This window comes from Marinomonas arctica, from assembly GCF_003259225.1.
GTDB lineage: Bacteria > Pseudomonadota > Gammaproteobacteria > Pseudomonadales > Marinomonadaceae > Marinomonas > Marinomonas arctica.
In genome coordinates, this window is sequence record NZ_QHJF01000011.1 from 144,405 (window position 1) to 163,529 (window position 19,125).

Annotated in this window: 14 protein-coding genes; 11 read left to right on the top strand and 3 right to left on the bottom strand. The window is 45.4% G+C overall.

Going from position 1 to position 19,125, the window contains the following annotated elements:
- Positions 1-91 precede the first annotated feature (91 nt).
- On the bottom strand, positions 92-1,351 hold the full coding sequence (gene codA / locus DK187_RS08805; protein ID WP_111606977.1) for a cytosine deaminase: 1,260 nt from the start codon (positions 1,349-1,351) through the stop codon (positions 92-94).
- A gap of 268 nt (positions 1,352-1,619) precedes the next feature.
- Here codA and katG point away from each other — a divergent pair, with 268 nt between their 5' ends.
- The 4 genes from katG (at position 1,620) to DK187_RS08825 (ending at position 7,071) form a co-directional block, all read left to right on the top strand.
- Positions 1,620-3,845 (top strand): catalase/peroxidase HPI, encoded by a 2,226-nt coding sequence (gene katG, locus DK187_RS08810; protein ID WP_111606978.1) that lies wholly within the window; start codon positions 1,620-1,622, stop codon positions 3,843-3,845.
- Positions 3,846-4,114: 269 nt separating this feature from the next.
- A complete protein-coding gene (locus DK187_RS08815) occupies positions 4,115-5,995 on the top strand; it encodes a methyl-accepting chemotaxis protein (protein ID WP_111606979.1) in 1,881 nt (626 codons plus the stop codon).
- Between the two features lie 172 nt (positions 5,996-6,167).
- Positions 6,168-6,635 (top strand): DUF2127 domain-containing protein, encoded by a 468-nt coding sequence (locus tag DK187_RS08820; RefSeq protein WP_111606980.1) that lies wholly within the window; start codon positions 6,168-6,170, stop codon positions 6,633-6,635.
- Between the two features lie 16 nt (positions 6,636-6,651).
- On the top strand, positions 6,652-7,071 hold the full coding sequence (locus tag DK187_RS08825) for a GNAT family acetyltransferase (RefSeq protein WP_111606981.1): 420 nt from the start codon (positions 6,652-6,654) through the stop codon (positions 7,069-7,071).
- Here the strand turns inward: DK187_RS08825 and DK187_RS08830 are convergent.
- On the bottom strand, positions 7,068-7,928 hold the full coding sequence (locus DK187_RS08830; RefSeq protein ID WP_111606982.1) for a MurR/RpiR family transcriptional regulator: 861 nt from the start codon (positions 7,926-7,928) through the stop codon (positions 7,068-7,070). The genes DK187_RS08825 and DK187_RS08830 overlap by 4 nt on opposite strands.
- Positions 7,929-8,101: 173 nt before the next feature.
- Positions 8,102-9,061, bottom strand: coding sequence for a sugar ABC transporter substrate-binding protein (locus DK187_RS08835; RefSeq protein WP_188322909.1), 960 nt, complete (start codon positions 9,059-9,061; stop codon positions 8,102-8,104).
- Between the two features lie 469 nt (positions 9,062-9,530).
- On the opposite strand from DK187_RS08835, the gene DK187_RS08840 reads away from it, so the two are divergent.
- The 7 genes from DK187_RS08840 (at position 9,531) to DK187_RS08870 (ending at position 19,105) form a co-directional block, all read left to right on the top strand.
- Positions 9,531-10,688 (top strand): ABC transporter permease, encoded by a 1,158-nt coding sequence (locus DK187_RS08840; RefSeq protein WP_223232203.1) that lies wholly within the window; start codon positions 9,531-9,533, stop codon positions 10,686-10,688.
- 53 nt (positions 10,689-10,741) lie between these two features.
- On the top strand, positions 10,742-11,539 hold the full coding sequence (locus DK187_RS08845; protein WP_110573690.1) for an ATP-binding cassette domain-containing protein: 798 nt from the start codon (positions 10,742-10,744) through the stop codon (positions 11,537-11,539).
- An 11-nt stretch (positions 11,540-11,550) separates the two neighbouring features.
- Positions 11,551-12,717, top strand: a complete 1,167-nt coding sequence (locus DK187_RS08850; RefSeq protein ID WP_111606983.1) for a Gfo/Idh/MocA family protein — start codon at positions 11,551-11,553, stop codon at positions 12,715-12,717.
- Positions 12,714-14,672, top strand: a complete 1,959-nt coding sequence (locus tag DK187_RS08855; RefSeq protein ID WP_111606984.1) for a bifunctional 5-dehydro-2-deoxygluconokinase/5-dehydro-2-deoxyphosphogluconate aldolase — start codon at positions 12,714-12,716, stop codon at positions 14,670-14,672. Before DK187_RS08850 ends, DK187_RS08855 begins: the two co-directional genes overlap by 4 nt.
- The gene (iolD, locus tag DK187_RS08860) at positions 14,672-16,534 is read left to right on the top strand and encodes a 3D-(3,5/4)-trihydroxycyclohexane-1,2-dione acylhydrolase (decyclizing) (protein WP_111606985.1); all 1,863 of its coding nucleotides are present in this window, start codon (positions 14,672-14,674) and stop codon (positions 16,532-16,534) included. The genes DK187_RS08855 and iolD overlap by 1 nt, the downstream gene beginning before the upstream one ends.
- A 64-nt stretch (positions 16,535-16,598) precedes the next feature.
- On the top strand, positions 16,599-17,531 hold the full coding sequence (gene iolE / locus DK187_RS08865) for a myo-inosose-2 dehydratase (protein ID WP_111606986.1): 933 nt from the start codon (positions 16,599-16,601) through the stop codon (positions 17,529-17,531).
- 53 nt (positions 17,532-17,584) lie between these two features.
- Positions 17,585-19,105 carry a CoA-acylating methylmalonate-semialdehyde dehydrogenase gene (locus DK187_RS08870; RefSeq protein WP_111606987.1) on the top strand — a complete coding sequence of 507 codons (1,521 nt, stop codon included), beginning with the start codon at positions 17,585-17,587 and terminating at the stop codon, positions 19,103-19,105.
- Positions 19,106-19,125 lie beyond the last annotated feature (20 nt).

Consider the following 19,125-nt stretch of genomic DNA (forward strand, 5'->3'; position numbering starts at 1 on the left):
CATCAATCCCCCCTTTAGACTTTAAAGTTGCCAACTTCCTTATTAAGTGTTTTATACAAGTCGGTTATCTCTTGATCTATTTATTGAAGATTTAGCGCGTTGTTGCACCAGTAATCCAAGGCGGAGAAATGACTTTAGAGGGCTGGCGTTGCATGATGATTTCGCCATGGCGTACCGAAAGCCGTACTTCGCCTTGCTGACGTAAAACGCTGTAATCATCGTGTCCATCCAGCAAGATAAAGTTTGCAGCGTTGCCGACTTCTATGCCATACCCTTGTAAGCACAAGGTACGAGCACTGTTGTCAGTAATCATATCTAATGCCCGAGCGTAGTCTTGATATCCCATCATTTGGCAGATATGCATGGCGTAATCTAAGGTGCGAAGCAACTTACCATTGCCTAATGAATACCAAGGATCAAAGATAGAGTCCTGTCCTAGGCAGACGTTGATATTGGCTTCTCTAAGCTCTTTGACTCTCGTGACGCCACGGCGTTTTGGGTAGCTGTCAAAGCGACCTTGCAAGTGAATGCTTTCCGTCGGACAGGATATAAAGTTAATACCGGAGTGTTTCAATAAACGAAACAGCTTCGAGCAATAGGCATTGTCATAAGAGTGCATGGCGGTGGTGTGGCTTGCAGTGACTTTGGATCCCATATCATGGAATAACGCTTCACAGGCAAGGAATTCCAAAAAACGAGAATTGGGATCATCGATTTCGTCGCAATGCACATCGATCAACCGATCGTACTTTTTGGCCAATTCTATAATCAGTTTGACAGATTTTTCACCCAATTCTCGAGTGTATTCGAAGTGCGGAATGCCACCAACCACATCGGCGCCAATTTCCAACGCTTCTTCCATCAGTTTTAAGCCATTGGGGTAAGACAACATGCCGTCTTGGGGAAAGGCTACCACCTGTAAATCAATTTTGTCTTTTAGCTCATCACGAAGCGCGCAAAGCGTGCGAACACCGACTAGGGTTGGGTCAGTGGTATCCGCATGAGTTCGAATAGCCTGTACGCCGTTTTGTACCAAAAGCTCTATGGTGGATAAGGCGCGACGTCGAATATCCGCTTCATTCAACATGGGTTTGCGTTGACTCCAGCGCTCGATGCCTTCGAATAAGGTGCCGCTTTGGTTCCATTCTGGCTCACCAGCGGTTAACGCTGCGTCCAGATGAATATGGGGTTCGACAAAAGGAGCGCAAACGAGTTTTCCACCTGCGTCAACATGGTTTTCTGCTGCGACTAACCTATCGTTTTGAGGTGTTATCTTGCTGAAAATACCATTGGTAATCTGAATGGAGAATAGCTCTGGGCGGTGTCGCAAACGAGCATTGATAATATGCATGATGCTTTCCTAAATCGTGAGTTAAGTCATGTTTATCTAAGTAAAGCATGCTTTATGATGAATGAGTACTACTGGGTTATTGTCATGTGATGTCATGAAAAATGAGGCCTTTTGTGGCGTAGCCTATTGGAATATTAGGTTTTATTTATTAGCAACTTGGTCCATCAGGGGCTATAACTATTAGGACAAGAGAGAAGAGTATTTTATTTTGTGTCACAAAACTCGTGTAGAGTGAACAAACAGTCAGTCAGAATAGCAGGAGAAGAGTATGTCTAGTGAAGGTAAATGTCCTTTTAATCATGGCGCAACGAGCGCAACAAGTGCCGGACAATTTGCAGGCCGTGGAACATCCAATAAAGATTGGTGGCCTAATCAGCTGAATTTAAAAATTTTGCATCAGCACTCGGCGAAATCCAATCCTATGGGCGAGGATTTTGATTACGCTAAAGAGTTTAATAGCTTGGATTTAGACGCTGTGCGTCAAGATTTGTATGCTTTGATGACGGACTCACAAGATTGGTGGCCAGCGGATTATGGTCATTACGGTCCATTTTTTATTCGTATGGCTTGGCATAGTGCGGGTACTTATCGTACAGCCGATGGCCGCGGTGGAGCGTCATCTGGTACCCAACGCTTTGCACCATTAAATAGCTGGCCTGACAACGTCAACTTAGACAAAGCGCGCCGTTTGCTTTGGCCTATCAAGCAAAAATATGGCCGTAAGATTTCTTGGGCAGATTTAATGATTTTAGCGGGCAACTGTGCATTGGAGTCCATGGGATTTAAAACCTTTGGCTTTGCTGGTGGCCGTGTTGATGTGTGGGAACCAGAAGATGATATTTACTGGGGCGCTGAAAAAGAGTGGTTAGAATTAAGCGGTGGTGAAGAGAGTCGTTACTCGGGTGACCGAGATCTTGAAAACCCATTAGCGGCGGTACAAATGGGCTTGATTTACGTTAACCCAGAAGGCCCAGACGGTAAGCCTGATCCGTTAGCGTCAGCCCATGACATTCGTGATACGTTTGAGCGTATGGCGATGAACGATGAAGAAACGGTTGCATTGGTCGCGGGTGGCCATACGTTTGGTAAAACTCATGGTGCTGGTGATGCCGCTCAAGTTGGGGCAGATCCTGAAGCCGCTGATATTACTGAGCAAGGTTTCGGTTGGCGTAACAGCCAAGGTCAAGGTAACGGCGTAGATACCATTTCCAGTGGTTTAGAAGGCGCTTGGACACCGAACCCAATTCAGTGGGATAACGGCTACTTTGACACCTTACTTGGCTACGACTGGGAGCTGACTAAGAGCCCTGCCGGCGCCACTCAGTGGAAACCTAAAGATGGTGCCTTAGCGGATGCTGTGCCGGATGCTCATGATCCATCAAAACGTCATGCTCCGATGATGTCTACAGCGGATATGGCGCTAAAGGTGGATCCAATTTACGCAGAAATCTCTAAGCGTTTCCACGAAAATCCAGATCAGCTTGCGGATGCGTTTGCGCGTGCATGGTTTAAATTAACACACCGTGACATGGGGCCAGTTTCTCGTTATTTAGGGCCTTTGGTTCCTCAAGAAGAGCTGATTTGGCAAGATCCGATTCCAGCAGTCACCCATGAATTGGTCAATGAACAAGACGTCGCTGATTTGAAGGCAAAAATTTTAGCATCAGGCTTGAGCGTATCGCAGTTGGTTTCAACGGCGTGGGCGTCAGCGTCTACTTTCCGTGGCTCGGATATGCGTGGTGGTGCAAACGGTGCTCGTATTCGTTTAGCACCGCAAAAAGACTGGGCTGTTAATCAGCCTGAGCAACTTGCTAATGTCTTGGCAACATTAGAAGCCATTCAAGTTGAGTTTAATAAAGCACAGTCTGGCAATAAGCAAATTTCTCTTGCAGATCTTATTGTGTTAGCAGGTTCTGTTGGTATCGAGAAAGCAGCGAAAGCGGCAGATTTGGACGTGACAGTGCCGTTTACTCCCGGTCGTGGTGATGCCACTCAAGAACAAACGGATGTGGAATCTTTTGCTGTTCTTGAGCCTATTGCGGATGGTTTCCGTAATTACCAAAAAGGTCGGTACACAGTGTCAACGGAAGAGTTGTTGTTAGACAAGGCGCAGCTGCTCACGCTATCAGCACCAGAATTGACGGTGCTCGTCGGCGGATTGCGAGTACTGGGTGCTAATGTCGCACAATCTTCTCATGGGGTGTTGACACAGCAGCCAGAAACGTTAAGCAATGATTTCTTTGTGAATTTATTGGATATGGGAACGAAATGGTTCGCCACTTCTGAGAAAGAGGACGAATTCCAAGGCCGTGATCGCAAAACGGGTAAAATTAAATGGACAGCCACACGCGCCGATTTGGTGTTTGGCTCCAATTCACAACTTCGTGCAATTGCTGAAGTCTATGCTTGTGCTGATTCACAAGAACGCTTTGTGAAAGATTTTGTCGCTGCGTGGACGAAAGTAATGGAGCTGGATCGTTTTGATCTAGCTTGATCTCCTAAGGGCGTTTTGTCCTTTAGTTAGTGCTGCCAACAGCCAGCCCCCACTTTTCTCAAAGATTGTGGGGGCTTTTTTATTCTCTGCCTAAACTTTAGTTACCACAAAAAACAATGGTTAAAGGTGGTGCTTTGATGAGCATTAAGATAAATTCCACTGAAATTCGTTAAATTGACACAATTTTATGGTCATATTAAAGGTCGTTTGGATTTTGCAGGGAAGCAGGTATATGGCTTGCTTAAATTTAATATTGGTAGGTAAAGTGAATGAAAGTCTCTCATAAAGTGGTGTTGTGTGCTTCCGTGGTCGTTGTGTTGGCATTCTCGATGTACTCTTGGTTGCAATACTCAAGTCTGCGTGCGGCACTGTTTGAAAAAACCATGACCAGTACGCAAGAAAGCAGTAAAGCCTTGGCGTTACAGGTGGATAATTGGCTTAAAAATAAAATGGATTTAATTGAGTCGATTTCACAGACAGTGGATGCCGATTTTAGCCCAGAGACGATTCAAAACGCCTTTGATCTTCCTATTTACCAAAAAGAATTTTTATTACTATTTGGTGGTTTGGACAGTGGTGGTCCTCGTTTTACGAACGATCCTAATTGGAATCCACCGGGTTGGGATGCTCGCAAACGCCCTTGGTATGATATGGGCAAAAACCAGAAACAAGCTATATTGACTGAACCTTATGTGTCTACGGAAGGGGACATTTTGATTTCAGTGATTGCCGATTTTTCGGACCGCGGTCAATTCAAAGGGGCGTTTGGTGGAGATCTGAGTCTCAAAACCGTATCAGATGCGGTGAACACCTTAAATTTTAACGAGACCGGTTATGCCTTTTTGTTAAATAAATCGGGCAAGATCATCAGTCATCCAAACGCCGATCTGAATGGCAAATCCGTAGCGGATTTATTGCAAGGCGGCGTGCCAACTTTGAGTAATGATTTGTTGCCAAATACACTCGCAGATGGCACATCGGTTTATGTGTCGTTTAGTCCATTACCGAATTTATACGGGGCTGATTGGTACATTGGCGTGGTATTGGACGAGGCTAAATTATTTGCTGACGTGCGCTCCTTTGGTTGGATAGCCTTATGGAGTACCTTGATTGCCGGTTTGCTGGTTTCGATTATCTTGTATGTTGTGGTTACTCGTCTGTTGGAACCTTTGCGCGCCTTGCGTGAGTCTTTACAGGAGATCAATGGTGGAGAAGGGGATTTAACCAAGCGCTTAGACATCATCAGCAATGATGAATTTGGTGCCGTATCGAGTGAGTTTAATCAGTTTGTTGATTACCTACAGCAAATGATACGTGAAGTAAAAGGACGGTCTTTACGTGTCCGTGAAAATACCGATAAAACGGCAGCCTCTTCTGCACGTTCTTCCTCAGAGCTTTATACTCAGCTGAATGAACTGGATCAGTTAGCGACGGCCATGCACCAAATGTCAGCCACGGCTCATGATGTGGCGGATAACGCTCAAACGGCCGCCAGTCGCGCTAATCATGCCGATGCAGCAGCGAAAGAAGGCTCTCTTGTGGTGGAACGTACGACGGCTTCGATTGCGCAGTTGACCGATAAAATGGGCGGCGTAGTTACGACCATCAATGAGTTAGTCGTATACAGTAATAATATCGAATCTATTTTGACAGTGATAACCGATATTGCGGATCAAACGAACTTATTGGCTTTAAATGCTGCGATTGAAGCGGCCAGAGCGGGCGAGCAAGGTCGAGGGTTTGCTGTTGTTGCGGATGAGGTGAGAACATTAGCCTCGAAGACACAAGAATCGACCGAACAAATTCAGAAAATGATTCAGCAACTTCAAAATGGTGTGAGAGGGGCTGAGAAAGTCATTCTTGAGAGTCGAGAAAGTGCCAACGCCACTCAGCACATTGCGAATCAGGCGAAAGCGTCGTTAGAAGCCATTCGTGCCAGTATTAATGAAATTAATGAGATGACGGTACAAATAGCCGCTGCAGCGGAAGAGCAAAGTGCAACGTCCAACGAAATTAATCGCAATACGACGAACATTCGTGATATCAGTCAGTCGGTTTCTGATGCGGCGACTGAACAGTCTAGCTTGTGTGAGACCATGGTAGAAATAACGATAGAGCAAGCAAAATCTTTGGATAAGTTTAAAGTGTAGGCTATTTTTAATTCTGTAAAGGCGAGTTGGGCTTTTGAGTTTGGCTCGCCTTTTTTGTTTGTTCTATTGGGTACCAAAAACCATCAAGCAGAATCAAAACAAAAAGATATCGCTATCACTTTTTTTTCATCTATTTTGTGTATGCTGATTTTTTTCAGAAAAAGTCGAGTTTATGAAGTTTGAAGGTTTAAAAGCAATTGCGGTAGTCGATGGGATAAAAGGTGTGTTGGCCTTATGCTTGGCTCTGAGCGTCAATGCAATTGCTAAACAAGACCTTCACCAGCTTGCTGTTCAAGTAATGCAAAACTGGCCAATTTCACCAAGTAATTATTATGTTAATCTGCTGTTAACCTTTGTCGAGAGAGCCACTCAGCAAGATCATATATTAGTTATCTCCATTTCTCTGATGTATGCCTGCTTTCGCTTTGTTATAGCCTATGGGTTATGGCATAAACTGCGCTGGACGGAATGGTTCGCTTTCATCAGTGGCTCACTTTATATTCCCTTTGAGCTCTACGCTATTTATCAAAATCCCAACCATGTTAACTTCGCAATACTGCTGCTTAACTTATTGGTTGTGGCTTATTTGTATTGGGTGCTTAAACGTGGTGAAAAAGCGTTAGCGATGACCGCCAAATAGGAGAGATTTTAGTTTTATGAATATCCGTCAATACGAAGAAAAAGACAGAAAAACGGTGATTGCTCTATGGAATCAATGCGGTTTGGTAGCCCCTCAGAATGACCCGCATAAAGATATTGATCGCAAACTGAAGGTGGATGCTGACTTGTTTCTTGTTGGCGTTGTTGATAATGAGCTAGTCGCTACTGTAATGGGAGGCTATGAAGGTCATCGTGGCTGGATTAATTATTTGGCCGTTAGCCCAGATCACCAAAGAAAAGGCTATGGACAAGCCATTATGAAAGCAGTTGAAAGGTTAATCATAGCCAAAGGTTGTCCTAAAATTAATTTGCAAGTGCGTAATACGAATCAAACCGTCATCGCATTTTACAATGCGATTGGTTACGGCAATGATCAAGTTGTTAGCTTAGGAAAGCGCTTCGAAAACGATAATTAATGCTTCCATTCGATTTGTTTGGTATCGCCCATCTTGCCGTCACTGTTGAGGCGATACGCCAAAGCGACGAGTAGGGTTTGAGCCAATGTCATAGAGGAAGTAAGGGAGCGAAACCCTAGCACTTCCGCTTCTTTTATATCAAAACAAACATTTGAAAGAGCGGCTAATGGGCTGATTTTACTGTCGGTAATGGCAATGATTTGTGCGCCCGTTTTAAATGCATATTCGCTGACATTGACGGTTTCTTTAGCATAAGGACTGAATGCGGTGGCAATGACGACGTCACCTTCACGAATGTTGCTGGCTTGTTCAATTAACATACCGCCTCCACCGTCGATAAGGTGAGTGGTTTTGTTTAAATGTCTTAAACTGTAGGCAAAGTAGCTTGAAATAGGAAAAGCGCGGCGTAAACCAATGAGGTAAATGTTGTGCGCGTTTTCGAGTAAATCGACCGCCTTGTTGAGCATTTCTTGAGAGAAGTGGTGGTTCATATGGTTCATCGAGAACGCATTACTGCTGCTGAATTCTTCTAGAATATGCGAGGCATCAATCGTGGTACTGAGGGTGCTTTTGCTTAACTTAACCCGTTCGCTATAGCTGGATGTTTGTTCGACGAGCGCTTGCCGAAACAAATTTTGCATTTCACTAAAGCCGTTGTATTCAAAAGCTGCCGCAAAACGAACCAATGTGGAGGGTGGGACATCGCATTGCTCAGCCAGACTTGCCACTGTTTCTAGGGCAACTGTATTGGGGTGCTCTAGTAAAAAACGCGCCACTTGTTGTAAGCGTTTACTTAAATCGTCGTAGTTTCGACTAATGGCTTGCTGTAGTTGGTCAAGAGAAGTTGGTGCGCCCAAAAATGGCTCCTAAATTGTGATCTATATAGTTGTTTAACGGTTCGCATTATAGCGATATTTCGTTGTAAATACTTATTGGTTTCTCAGCCAGCGACAAGCTAGATCAGCATTGCCGATGGTTGAGAAGTTGTGCTGAGATCAATCATGACCTCGGCTATTTTGATTAAATTGAATTAACGGAATTCACCTGCGTATTTTTCAACCAGTGCAATGTTGTCTTTGGTGATGAAACCAGGGCCAGAGTTCACATCGTTACTTGGAATCAAGCCGTAACGAGTGTAAAGCGTCAAGAAGCTGATAGGTAGGTAACCTTGTAAGTAGGGTTGTTGGTCAATAGCAAAGTTAATTCGACCATCTTTAATGGCTGCTGAAATTTCCCCACTTAAATCAAAAGTACCGAAGTAAATGTCTTTAAGATTGCGGTTTTTTTCCAGCGCTCGCAACGTTGGATGCGCTGAGGTTGGCCCTAAGGTTAGAATTGCTTCAGTATTTGGGTTCTTACGCAGGTAAGCCGATACTTTGGTTTCTACATCGGTCGGATCCGATCCAGAGTCGATCATCTGACTACCTAATTCAACACCTAAACCTTTGGCAAAGCCCATGCAGCGCTCTACAGACGCTGGGTTAGTAATATAGTGGTTAACACACAAGAAGGATTTCACTCCTTGCTTCTTCGCTCGCTCACCAGCGCCCAAACCTGCTGCAAATTCAGGCTGTCCCACATGCAATAATGCCCCTAATGCTTTGGATTGTTCTTGGGTGCCTGAGTTCATCGTAATGAACGGAATGCCTTTTTTAGCGGCTTTTTCTAATGGGCCTTCTAAGGTATCGAAGTCTGCAATTGATAGCACAATACCATCAGGGTTAGTAGCCACGGCTTGTTCAACGATTCGTGCCATATCGGCTAAATCCCCTGTGGGTGGGTTACGATATTCGACGGTGACGTTCATATCGGAAGCAGCTTGTTTAACCGCGTTTTTAATTACGTTCCACCATGAATCAGAATCTGGTGCGTGGGAAATGAACACATAGCGTTCGCCTTCAGCGTGCGCCGCGGTGGACATTGATATCACGCCTAATGTCGCAGCACCTGCGACTAATATGGCTGTACTTTTCTTTAGAAAGTTTTTCATTACCACTATCTCCGTTTCGTTTAATTATTTTTGTTATTACTTATTTTTGGATTTAGCAAACACAGCTTCTGATCTATTTTTAATCAGAATTGAAGTGATATTAGAATGAATGTTTCATAATTGCAATATTTTGAAATTTTTTATTCTGACGTGATGGTTTTCTTATATTTATTTGTTTTTAAAGGATTTATAGTTATTTTTTGACGGTTTATCTAGGTTTTTTAGGCACTTTTTTTTGTGTCTAATGTAAATTTTTATTTTGCCTATTGAATAAAATGAAATAAATATTCTATTATGGTTTCATTGTTGAAATGAAAAGACATTAAGCTCTATCGTGTTACTGAGTGCGCTTTAAACAGCAACTTATGCGAGAGTCAGAGACGTAACGAGTTGTTAGCAAAATACAACAGTTTGCTGGTACACGGTTAGAAATCACAAAAATAAATATAAAAAAGTAAGGTGTGACGCTATGACTGATCAAACTCAATCGGTTGATTTATCTAAAATGGCAGAAGATAACTCAACAGAAGAAAAATCGACTGGAGATGAACGGGTTCGCAAGGTTCCTGCTTGGAAGCGACTGTTGCATCGACCTGAGTTTGGGGCGATTTCTGGTACAGTATTGGTATTTGTTTTCTTTTTGATCACCGCGGGAGACTCCGGCATGTTTGCCTCCGATGGCATCATGAATTGGACAACCGTATCAGCGCAATTAGGCTTAATTGCGATCAGTGCATGCCTATTGATGATTGCGGGTGAGTTCGATTTGTCGATTGGTTCGATGATTGGTTTCGCTGGCATGATGATGACGATTCCTGCTGTTTATTGGGGCTGGCCAATCTGGGGGGCGATTCTTTTTGCCTTTGCTGGTGCCATGCTAATTGGTTTTTTGAATGGCTATATTGTCGTTAAAACCGGTTTGCCGTCCTTTATTGTTAGTCTTGCTTTTCTTTTCATGTTGCGCGGTTTGACCATCGCCCTGTCTATTTTATTTACTAATCGCACCATAGTGGGTGGTATCGACAAATACGCCGATGGAGATTGGCTCGCGGCGGTGTTTGGCGGTGTCATTGGTAAAAGTCTGTTTGTCTGGTTTGCTAATATCGGCTTGATTAGCTCTTACGATGATGGCACCCCAGTGGTTGAAGGTATTCCTATGGTGATTGTCTGGTGTGTATTTCTTGCCATCGCTGCAAGCTGGATTCTATTACGTACGAAATACGGTAACTGGATTTTTGCCACAGGTGGTGATGATAAAGCTGCTCGTAACGTTGGTGTGCCAGTTGATAAAGTCAAAATATCTCTGTTTATGTTCACGGCATTCACCGCAACGGTTTACGCTGCTTGTCAGGTGTTTGAATTTGGTTCCGCCTCCGCTGACCGCGGTGTTTTAAAAGAGTTTGAAGCCATTATTGCCGTGGTAATCGGCGGTGCGTTACTGACTGGCGGTTATGGCTCGGTGATTGGCGCGTGTTTTGGTGCCTTGATATTTGGTGTCGTGCAAATGGGCATATTCTTCACCGGTATCGATTCAGATTGGTTCCGCGTGTTCTTGGGAGCCATGTTGTTAATCGCGGTTTTGTTCAATAACTACATTCGTAAAAAGGTGACAGAGGCGCGTCATTAGTGGCGTGCCCGTATTCGAGTTTACTTTTTAGAAAAAGAATTTAGGAGAACAAAATGAGCGAATTTATTATTGAATTGAAAAAAGTGAGCCGCTATTTCGGTTCGGTTATTGCCATTAAAGACATCGATATGAAGGTGAAACTGGGCGAAGTGCATTGTTTGTTGGGTGATAACGGTGCAGGCAAATCTACCTTGATTAAAACCCTAGCAGGTGTTCATGCGCCAAGCGATGGTGAGTATTTGTTTGAAGGCAAACCAGTGGTTTTCGAATCGCCAGTGGAAGCCCTTGATTCCGGTATCGCGACGGTTTATCAAGATCTCGCATTAGTGCCCTTAATGAGCGTGACACGTAACTTTTTTATGGGGCGTGAGATCACCAAAGGGCGCGGGATTTTTAAGCGTTTTGATATTGAAACCGCGAACCAAATTGCTCAAAAAGGCATGGCCGAAATGGGCATTAATGTCCGTGATCCTTCCCAAGCGATTGGCACCATGTCAGGCGGTGAACGGCAGTGTTTGGCGATTGCTCGCGCAATTCATTTTGGTGCCAAGGTATTGATCCTAGATGAACCAACGGCGGCACTTGGTGTGAAGCAATCGGCCAATGTTTTAAAAGTCGTCGCGAAAGCCAAAGCCAGAGGTTTGGCGGTGATTTTGATTACTCATAACGTTCATCACGCTTATCCGATTGCCGATCGTTTCACTTTATTGAATCGTGGTCAGAGTCTAGGTTCCTTTATGAAATCCGAAGTGAGCCGTGAAGATGTATTGGAAATGATGGCAGGCGGTCAGGAGCTAGATGAACTCACGGCTGAGTTAGAAGAGTTTAGCCGCTTGGATGCTACCGCATAAGGAACGACATCATGACAAAGAAACAAATGCGCGTTGGTTTGGTGGGCTCTGGATACATGGGCAAAGCTCATGCAATAGCTTACCGAAATGCGATGGCGGCTTTTGCCATTCCCCAAGATCAGTTGCACTGCGAAATGTTAGCTGATGCGACCCCTGAATTAGCGAAAACGAAAGCCTTAGAGTTGGGTTTTAATCGTTCGACAGGTGATTGGAAAAGCCTAATTAGCGATGCTGATATTGATGTGGTTGATATCTGCGCACCGAACTTTTTGCATAAAGAAATTGCCCTCGCTGCTATTGCCGCAGGCAAGCATGTTTACAGTGAAAAACCATTGGCACTAAACGCCGATGATGCCAAAGAAATGACCGAAGCGGCAGAAAAGGCTGGTGTGAAAACACTGGTTGGCTTTAATTACATCAAGAACCCAACGGTGCAATTTGCTAAGCAATTAATCGCTCGTGGTGATATCGGTGAGGTAGTGCATTTTCGCGGAGTCTTTAATGAAGATTATCTTGCTGACGCAAACTTACCCTTTAGCTGGCGTTTACAAAAGGAGTTTGCCGGCACGGGAGCACTGAATGATTTAGCCTCACATCTTGTGCAATTGGCCATTCATCTTGTTGCACCGATCACGTCATTGTGTGCCGATTTAAAAATCGTGCATCAGCACCGTCCACTATCTCAAACGTCCGACGACTCGAAAGCGGGTGTTGGCGAAGTCGAAAACGACGACCAAGCACATATGATGGTGCGTTTTGCCAATGGTGCTCAAGGTACATTGGAAGCATCACGTATCGCGTGGGGACGTAAAAATGGTTTGTCGTTCGAAATTACAGGAACCAAAGGAAGCTTAATCTTCGATCAAGAAACCTTATCTGAATTGTCTTTGTATATCGCAGAGGGCAACCCTCAAACCCAAGGTTTTAAACGTATTTTAGTGGGACCGGAGCATCCCGATTATCAGGCTTTTTGTGTATCAGCAGGTCATGGATTGGGCTTCAACGACATGAAAGCGGTTGAAATTCGGGACTTGTTCCAAGGTGTCGTTAACAACGCTCCTTTGTGGCCAGATTTTCGAGCCGCGACTCAGGTCAATATTGTTCTCGACAGCGTGGTGGAATCTGTTGATAAAAGAGCGTGGGTCGAGGTAGAGCAATACGATGGGGATCACAGATGAATAATAAAAATTTGGATGTTATTTGCTTAGGGCGTGCTGCGGTTGACCTCTATTCGGAACAAATTGGCGCGCCACTAGAAGACGTGAGTAGTTTCAAAAAATACCTTGGTGGTTCGTCTTGTAATATCGCCTTTGGAACGTCTCGAATGGGATTAAAATCAGCCATGCTAACCCGCGTTGGTGATGAACACATGGGGCGTTTTGTGCGCCAAGAGCTCGCGCGAGCGGGTGTGGATGTTTCTCATGTGGTGACGGACAAAGAGCGTTTAACCGGCTTGGTGTTGCTTGGTATTAAAGACAAAGATACGTTTCCATTGATCTTTTATCGTGAAAACTGCGCGGACATGGCAATCAGTGAAGGCGATTTTGATGAAGCCTATATTGCTTCTGCAAAAGCCTTGCTGATTACCGGAACGCATTTTTCTACCAAAGGCACAGATCAAGCGGCTAGAGCAGCGATCGAATACGCCAAAGCTAATAACACAAAAGTCGTGGTCGACATCGATTACCGACCTGTATTGTGGGGTTTAACCGGCAAGGGCGAAGGCGAAAATCGTTTTGTATCCAATGACTCTGTTACCCAGCATTTGTTGTCTATTATGCCTTTGTGCGATTTGGTAGTAGGCACTGAAGAAGAGTTTCATATTGCGGGTGGCTGTGAAGATACCATTGAATGTTTAAAACGTATTCGCAAAGTGTCATCCGCTGAATTTGTGGTGAAGCGTGGTGCCTTGGGATGTTCTGTTTTTAAAGCAGAGATTCCTGAAACCTTGGACGAAGGTATCACTCGTTATGGTGTCACCGTGGATGTGCTGAATGTACTGGGTGCTGGCGATGCCTTTATGAGTGGTTATTTACGTGGCTGGATTTCAGGTGAAGCGACCGAAAATGCTTGTGATTATGCCAATGCTTGCGGAGCGATTGTGGTTTCCCGCCATGGTTGTTCGCCTGCTATGCCTAGTCTTGAAGAGCTGGATTATTACTTGGCCAATCGCAATGACATACCAAGACCCGACCTTGATCCAGTATTGAACTATTTGCATCGGGTCACGACTCAGCGCATGTTGCGTGAAGAGCCAACAAAAGAATGGCAAGATATGTGTATTTTGGCGTTCGATCATAGACGCCAATTTGTCGATATGTGCCGTGAAGCGGGCGCACCTTTGTCACAAATATCGAAAGCAAAGAAATTGATTCTGCAAGCCGCTTATGAAGGGGCTTCTGCTTTAGAAGGTAAAGTCGGCGGCACGGGAATCTTGGCGGATGGCACGTTTGCCCAAGACGTTTTGAATGATATTACCGGCAAAGACTTTTGGATCGCTCGACCTGTGGAATTACCCAGCAGCCGTCCGCTGCGCTTTGAACTAGGCAATAATGTCGGTCAAGCGATTGCTACATGGCCAGCCAATCATATTGTGAAATGTTTGGTGTTTTATCACCCAGATGATGACGTCAGTTTGCGTAATGAACAAGAACAAAAGGTCATGGATCTGTATCGTGCTTGCTGCACAACGGGCCATGAATTGCTGGTGGAGATTATCCCGCCTGTGGGATCCGAGGTAAAAGACGATACCTTGTCGCGTTCCATCGAGCGTTTCTATAATTTGGGCATATTTCCAGATTGGTGGAAATTGCCGTCACCAAGTAAAGCCGCTTGGCAAAATATTAGCGACTTGATCAAGGTGCGAGCGCCGTATTGTCGCGGTGTTGTCTTGTTAGGCTTGGATGCGCCAGTGGATGCACTAAAAGCAGGTTTTGAAGCAGCCGCAGGGCAAGACATTTGTAAGGGTTTTGCCATTGGTCGCACGCTATTCTCTGAGCCGGTAAAAGCTTGGTTAAGAAAAGACATTGATGATGCTGTGCTTGTTGAGCGTGTAACGCAAAACTACTTAGAAATGAGTGCATTGTGGCAGCAGCGAAACGACAGCCAGATGATGAAAAGGAAGGAGGCATGATGGACACGATACGTTTAACAATGGCGCAAGCCTTGGTAAAGCATTTGCAGGCGCAATTTACCGTGGTGGATGGCATAGAAGTGCCTTTATTTGGCGGCGCTTGGGCCATTTTTGGTCATGGCAACGTGGCTGGCATGGGCGAAGCCTTGGCTCAAGTCAAAGACGAGTTCACTACCTTTCGAGCGCATAATGAACAAGGTATGGCATTAGCGGCTTGCGCTTATGCTAAGCAACATCGTCGTCAACGTATTATGGCTTGTACCTCTTCTATTGGTCCCGGTGCACTTAACATGGTGACGGCGGCGGGCATGGCGATGGCGAATCGTTTGCCAGTGCTGTTTTTGCCCGGTGATGTTTTTGCTACGAGAACGCCTGACCCAGTACTGCAACAGGTCGAGCATTTTAATGATCCGACCCTGTCGGTGAACGATTGTTTTCGTCCTGTATCGCGTTATTTTGACCGAATCAATCGACCAGAACAGCTGATTACCAGCTTGCCTGTGGCGATCAATACCATGTTAGATCCAGCCACTTGCGGACCAGCCACCTTAGCATTGCCGCAAGATGTGCAAACCATGGCGTTTGATTATCCTGTTAGTTTTTTTGCCAAAAAAGTGCATAAGTTACGCCGTAATCGTGCTGATGTGGATCAGTTGGCGGCAGCGGTTGCGGCGATCAAACAAGCGAAGAAACCCTTAATTTTGCTTGGTGGTGGAGTGCATTACAGCTTAGCACTTGAAGAGGCCACTGCTTTGATTGAGCAATGCCATATTCCCGCTTGTGAAACGCAAGCAGGCAAAGGCGCATTGCCTTGGGATCATGAATTTAATCTTGGTTCTGTGGGCGTGACTGGTTCAAGCGCTGCGAATACGGCGGCACAAGAAGCGGATTTAATTATTGCGATTGGCACGCGTTTGCAAGATTTTACCTCAGCGTCGCGTACCTTGTTTGCCAATCCAGATCACATCTTATTAAGCATCAACGTAACGCCTTTTGATGCAGAAAAACACAATGCCGTGCCTCTAATCGGCGATGCAAAAGTCACCTTACAAGAGTTGTTGGCCGAGGTTGATGGTTACCAAACACCTGCGACTTGGACTGATAAGGTGAAAGCCTTGAATCTTGATTGGCTCGCTGCAGTGGATCAACTTACCGCCTTACCAAAACAAGCAAGCGATCACGACTATTTGCCAACTGATGCGAATGTGATTGGTGTGATTAATCGCGCGGCAAGCGCCAACAGCACCTTAGTGCAAGCAGCAGGCGGTTTGCCTGGCGAATTGCACAAGTTGTGGCGTACTTCGTCAGACCTTGGTTATCACGTGGAATATGGTTTTTCCTGTATGGGTTACGAGCTAGCGGGCGGGCTGGGTGTAAAAATGGCGACACCAGAGCGTGAAGTGATTGTGATGGTGGGGGATGGTAGTTATTTGATGCTGAACTCTGAAATCGCCACGTCGGTGATGTTAGGTTTAAAGCTCATCATCGTTGTTTTGGATAACCGCGGTTACGCCTGTATCAACCGCTTACAACAAGCCTGTGGTGGCGAATCATTCAATAATTTATTGCAGCACTGCCATACCGTAGAAGCCGGTGCACCAAAGACGGACTTTGCCGCTCATGCCAAAGCCTTAGGGGCAAATTCCGAACAAGTCGCTTGTCTGGCAGATTTAGAACCCGCCTTAATGCGGGCAAAAGCCAGTGATAAAACCTATGTGATCGCTATCGACACGGACCCCATGCCAAGTACACAAGCAGGCGGCGCTTGGTGGGATGTGGCGGTGCCAGAAGTGTCGAGTCGTGAGCAAGGTATGAAAGCCGAGCGGCAATACAAAATAGCTAAAAAACAGCAACCTTATTAATTTTCACTTTTACTTTTATTTAAATAGAAAATAGAAGATAGAACAGAGATCTTGGAGCAACTTCATGAACAGCACGAATAAAAATAACAATGCGACAACGGAATCAAAGATCAGAATTGGCATTAATCCTCTTACTTGGACCAATGATGATTTGCCATCTTTGGGTGCCGATACACCGCTAGAAGTGTGCTTGAGCGAAGCGCGTCAGGCAGGTTACAGCGGCATTGAGTTAGGCAATAAATTTCCCCGTGATGCCAGTGTGCTTGGACCAATCCTCAAGCAACACGACATATCATTGGTGTCTGGCTGGTACAGCGCACGTTTGTTAGAGCGTAGCGTGGAAGAAGAAATTGCTGCCATGCAGGATCACCTTAATCTACTAAAAGCCTTGGGTTCTAACGTCATGGTATTTGCCGAGGTGAGTGGTTGTGTTCATGGGGATCAATCCGTGCCTTTATCCCAGCGTCCACGCATGACCCTAAGTCAGTGGGAGGAATACACAAAACGCATGACAGCTGTCGCGGACTATATGGCGTCAGAAGGTGTAAAAATGGCTTATCACCATCATATGGGCACCGTGATCGAAACCGCGGAAGAGGTCGATAAACTTATGCAAATGACGGGCGACAATGTGGGGTTATTGTTGGATACCGGACACATAACCTTTGCTGGAGGCGATGCGTTGGCGATGGCGAAAAAACACGCCAAACGTATTGTTCATGTGCACTGTAAAGACATTCGCCCCGCTGTTTTGCAAGACAACCTTAATCGCGACAGTGCCTTTTTGAACGCGGTTCTGGATGGTGTTTATACCGTGCCAGGAGATGGCAGCATTGATTATTTTCCCATTTTTGAAGTACTGAAAGCCGCCAATTATCACGGCTGGGTTGTGGTAGAGGCTGAACAAGATCCTGCTATTGCGCATCCATTAACCTATGCGACAAAAGGCTATGAGTATTTGTCAGCGAATTTAGCAAAGGCCGGTTTTCATTTTTAATCTGGCATTTGTCATTCACGTACTTTAAGCGATAAGAAAGAAGAGAGAATAAAATGTCTAATAAGGTCATGGGTAACTTCATCAATAACCAGAGGGTAGCAAGTGCTTCTTCACGCCAAGCCAAGGTCTTTAATCCTGCAACAGGTGATGTGTCATTACAGGTTGCCTTGAGTACCGTTGAAGAAACACAGGGGGCGATTGCCGCTGCACAAACCGCGTTTGAAACCTGGTCTCAGGTAACGCCATTAAATCGCGCTCGTGTATTCTTTAAGTTCAAAGCCTTGGTAGAAGAACATAGCCATGAGTTGGCGGAATTGATTTCCAGCGAACACGGCAAAGTCTATTCCGACGCCATGGGTGAATTGACCCGAGGTCTGGAAGTGGTGGAATTTGCTTGTGGTATTCCTCATCTACAAAAAGGCGAGCACAGTTTGAATGTAGGACGTGGTGTCGACAGCTATAGCTTGATGCAACCGCTAGGCGTTTGTGCTGGTATCAGTCCATTCAATTTCCCCGCCATGGTACCTATGTGGATGTTCCCCGTGTCCATCGCCTGCGGCAATACCTTCGTGATGAAGCCGTCTGAAAAAGACCCAAGCACCATTATGCGTCTTGCCGAATTGTTAAAAGAAGCGGGTTTACCAGACGGTGTGTTTAACGTGGTTAACGGTGATAAAGAATCGGTTGATGTCTTGCTGACCGACGAACGCATTCAAGCGGTGAGCTTTGTTGGTTCTACGCCAATCGCAGAATACATTTACGCCACGGCGAGTGCTCACGGCAAACGTGTTCAAGCTCTGGGCGGCGCAAAAAACCATATGTTGGTGATGCCTGATGCCGATCCAAATCAAGTAGTGAATTCACTAATGGGCGCGGCTTATGGTTCGGCAGGTGAGCGCTGTATGGCGATTTCCGTTGCTGTATGTGTCGGTGATGATGTTGCTGATAATTTGATTATCAAGTTGAAAACAGAAATTTCCACCATGACCATAGGGCCGGGTTTGTACAAACAATTTGGCATTGAAGAAGAGCCACACATGGGGCCGCTAATCAGCAAAGAACATGCGCAAAAGGTTCGTGATTACATTACTTCAGGTGTTGAACAAGGCGCAACTTTGGTCGTTGATGGTCGTGATTTTGTGCGTAAAAATCACGAGCAAGGTTATTTTGTCGGACCAACTTTGTTTGATCATGTGAAAGCAGGCATGCGTATTTATGACGAAGAAATCTTCGGTCCCGTTTTGTGTGTCGTGCGGGTGGATTCGTATGAAGAAGGCTTGGCACTCATTAATCAGCATGAATACGGTAACGGCACGGCGATTTTCACTCGTGACGGAGATACGGCACGACAGTTTACCGAGAAAGTTCAAGTCGGCATGGTGGGGGTAAACGTACCAATACCTGTACCAATGGCGTTCCATAGTTTTGGGGGTTGGAAGTGTTCTTTATTTGGCCCCCTACACATGCATGGGCCAGATGGCGTGCGTTTTTACACTCGTATGAAAACCATTACCGCGCGCTGGCCAACGGGTTTACGTGCGGGCGCTGAGTTCTCAATGCCAACCATGAAATAAGTGATTTCGAGGTTTTTAAT

What these genes read in the sequence shown, in the direction of transcription:
- codA (WP_111606977.1), bottom strand. Translation starts at nt 1,351, where the DNA reads ATGCATATTATCAATGCTCGTTTGCGACACCGCCCAGAGCTATTCTCC.
- katG (WP_111606978.1), top strand. Translation starts at nt 1,620, where the DNA reads ATGTCTAGTGAAGGTAAATGTCCTTTTAATCATGGCGCAACGAGCGCA.
- DK187_RS08815 (WP_111606979.1), top strand. Translation starts at nt 4,115, where the DNA reads ATGAAAGTCTCTCATAAAGTGGTGTTGTGTGCTTCCGTGGTCGTTGTG.
- DK187_RS08820 (WP_111606980.1), top strand. Translation starts at nt 6,168, where the DNA reads ATGAAGTTTGAAGGTTTAAAAGCAATTGCGGTAGTCGATGGGATAAAA.
- DK187_RS08825 (WP_111606981.1), top strand. Translation starts at nt 6,652, where the DNA reads ATGAATATCCGTCAATACGAAGAAAAAGACAGAAAAACGGTGATTGCT.
- DK187_RS08835 (WP_188322909.1), bottom strand. Translation starts at nt 9,061, where the DNA reads ATGAAAAACTTTCTAAAGAAAAGTACAGCCATATTAGTCGCAGGTGCT.
- DK187_RS08840 (WP_223232203.1), top strand. Translation starts at nt 9,531, where the DNA reads ATGACTGATCAAACTCAATCGGTTGATTTATCTAAAATGGCAGAAGAT.
- DK187_RS08845 (WP_110573690.1), top strand. Translation starts at nt 10,742, where the DNA reads ATGAGCGAATTTATTATTGAATTGAAAAAAGTGAGCCGCTATTTCGGT.
- DK187_RS08850 (WP_111606983.1), top strand. Translation starts at nt 11,551, where the DNA reads ATGACAAAGAAACAAATGCGCGTTGGTTTGGTGGGCTCTGGATACATG.
- DK187_RS08855 (WP_111606984.1), top strand. Translation starts at nt 12,714, where the DNA reads ATGAATAATAAAAATTTGGATGTTATTTGCTTAGGGCGTGCTGCGGTT.
- iolD (WP_111606985.1), top strand. Translation starts at nt 14,672, where the DNA reads ATGGACACGATACGTTTAACAATGGCGCAAGCCTTGGTAAAGCATTTG.
- iolE (WP_111606986.1), top strand. Translation starts at nt 16,599, where the DNA reads ATGAACAGCACGAATAAAAATAACAATGCGACAACGGAATCAAAGATC.
- DK187_RS08870 (WP_111606987.1), top strand. Translation starts at nt 17,585, where the DNA reads ATGTCTAATAAGGTCATGGGTAACTTCATCAATAACCAGAGGGTAGCA.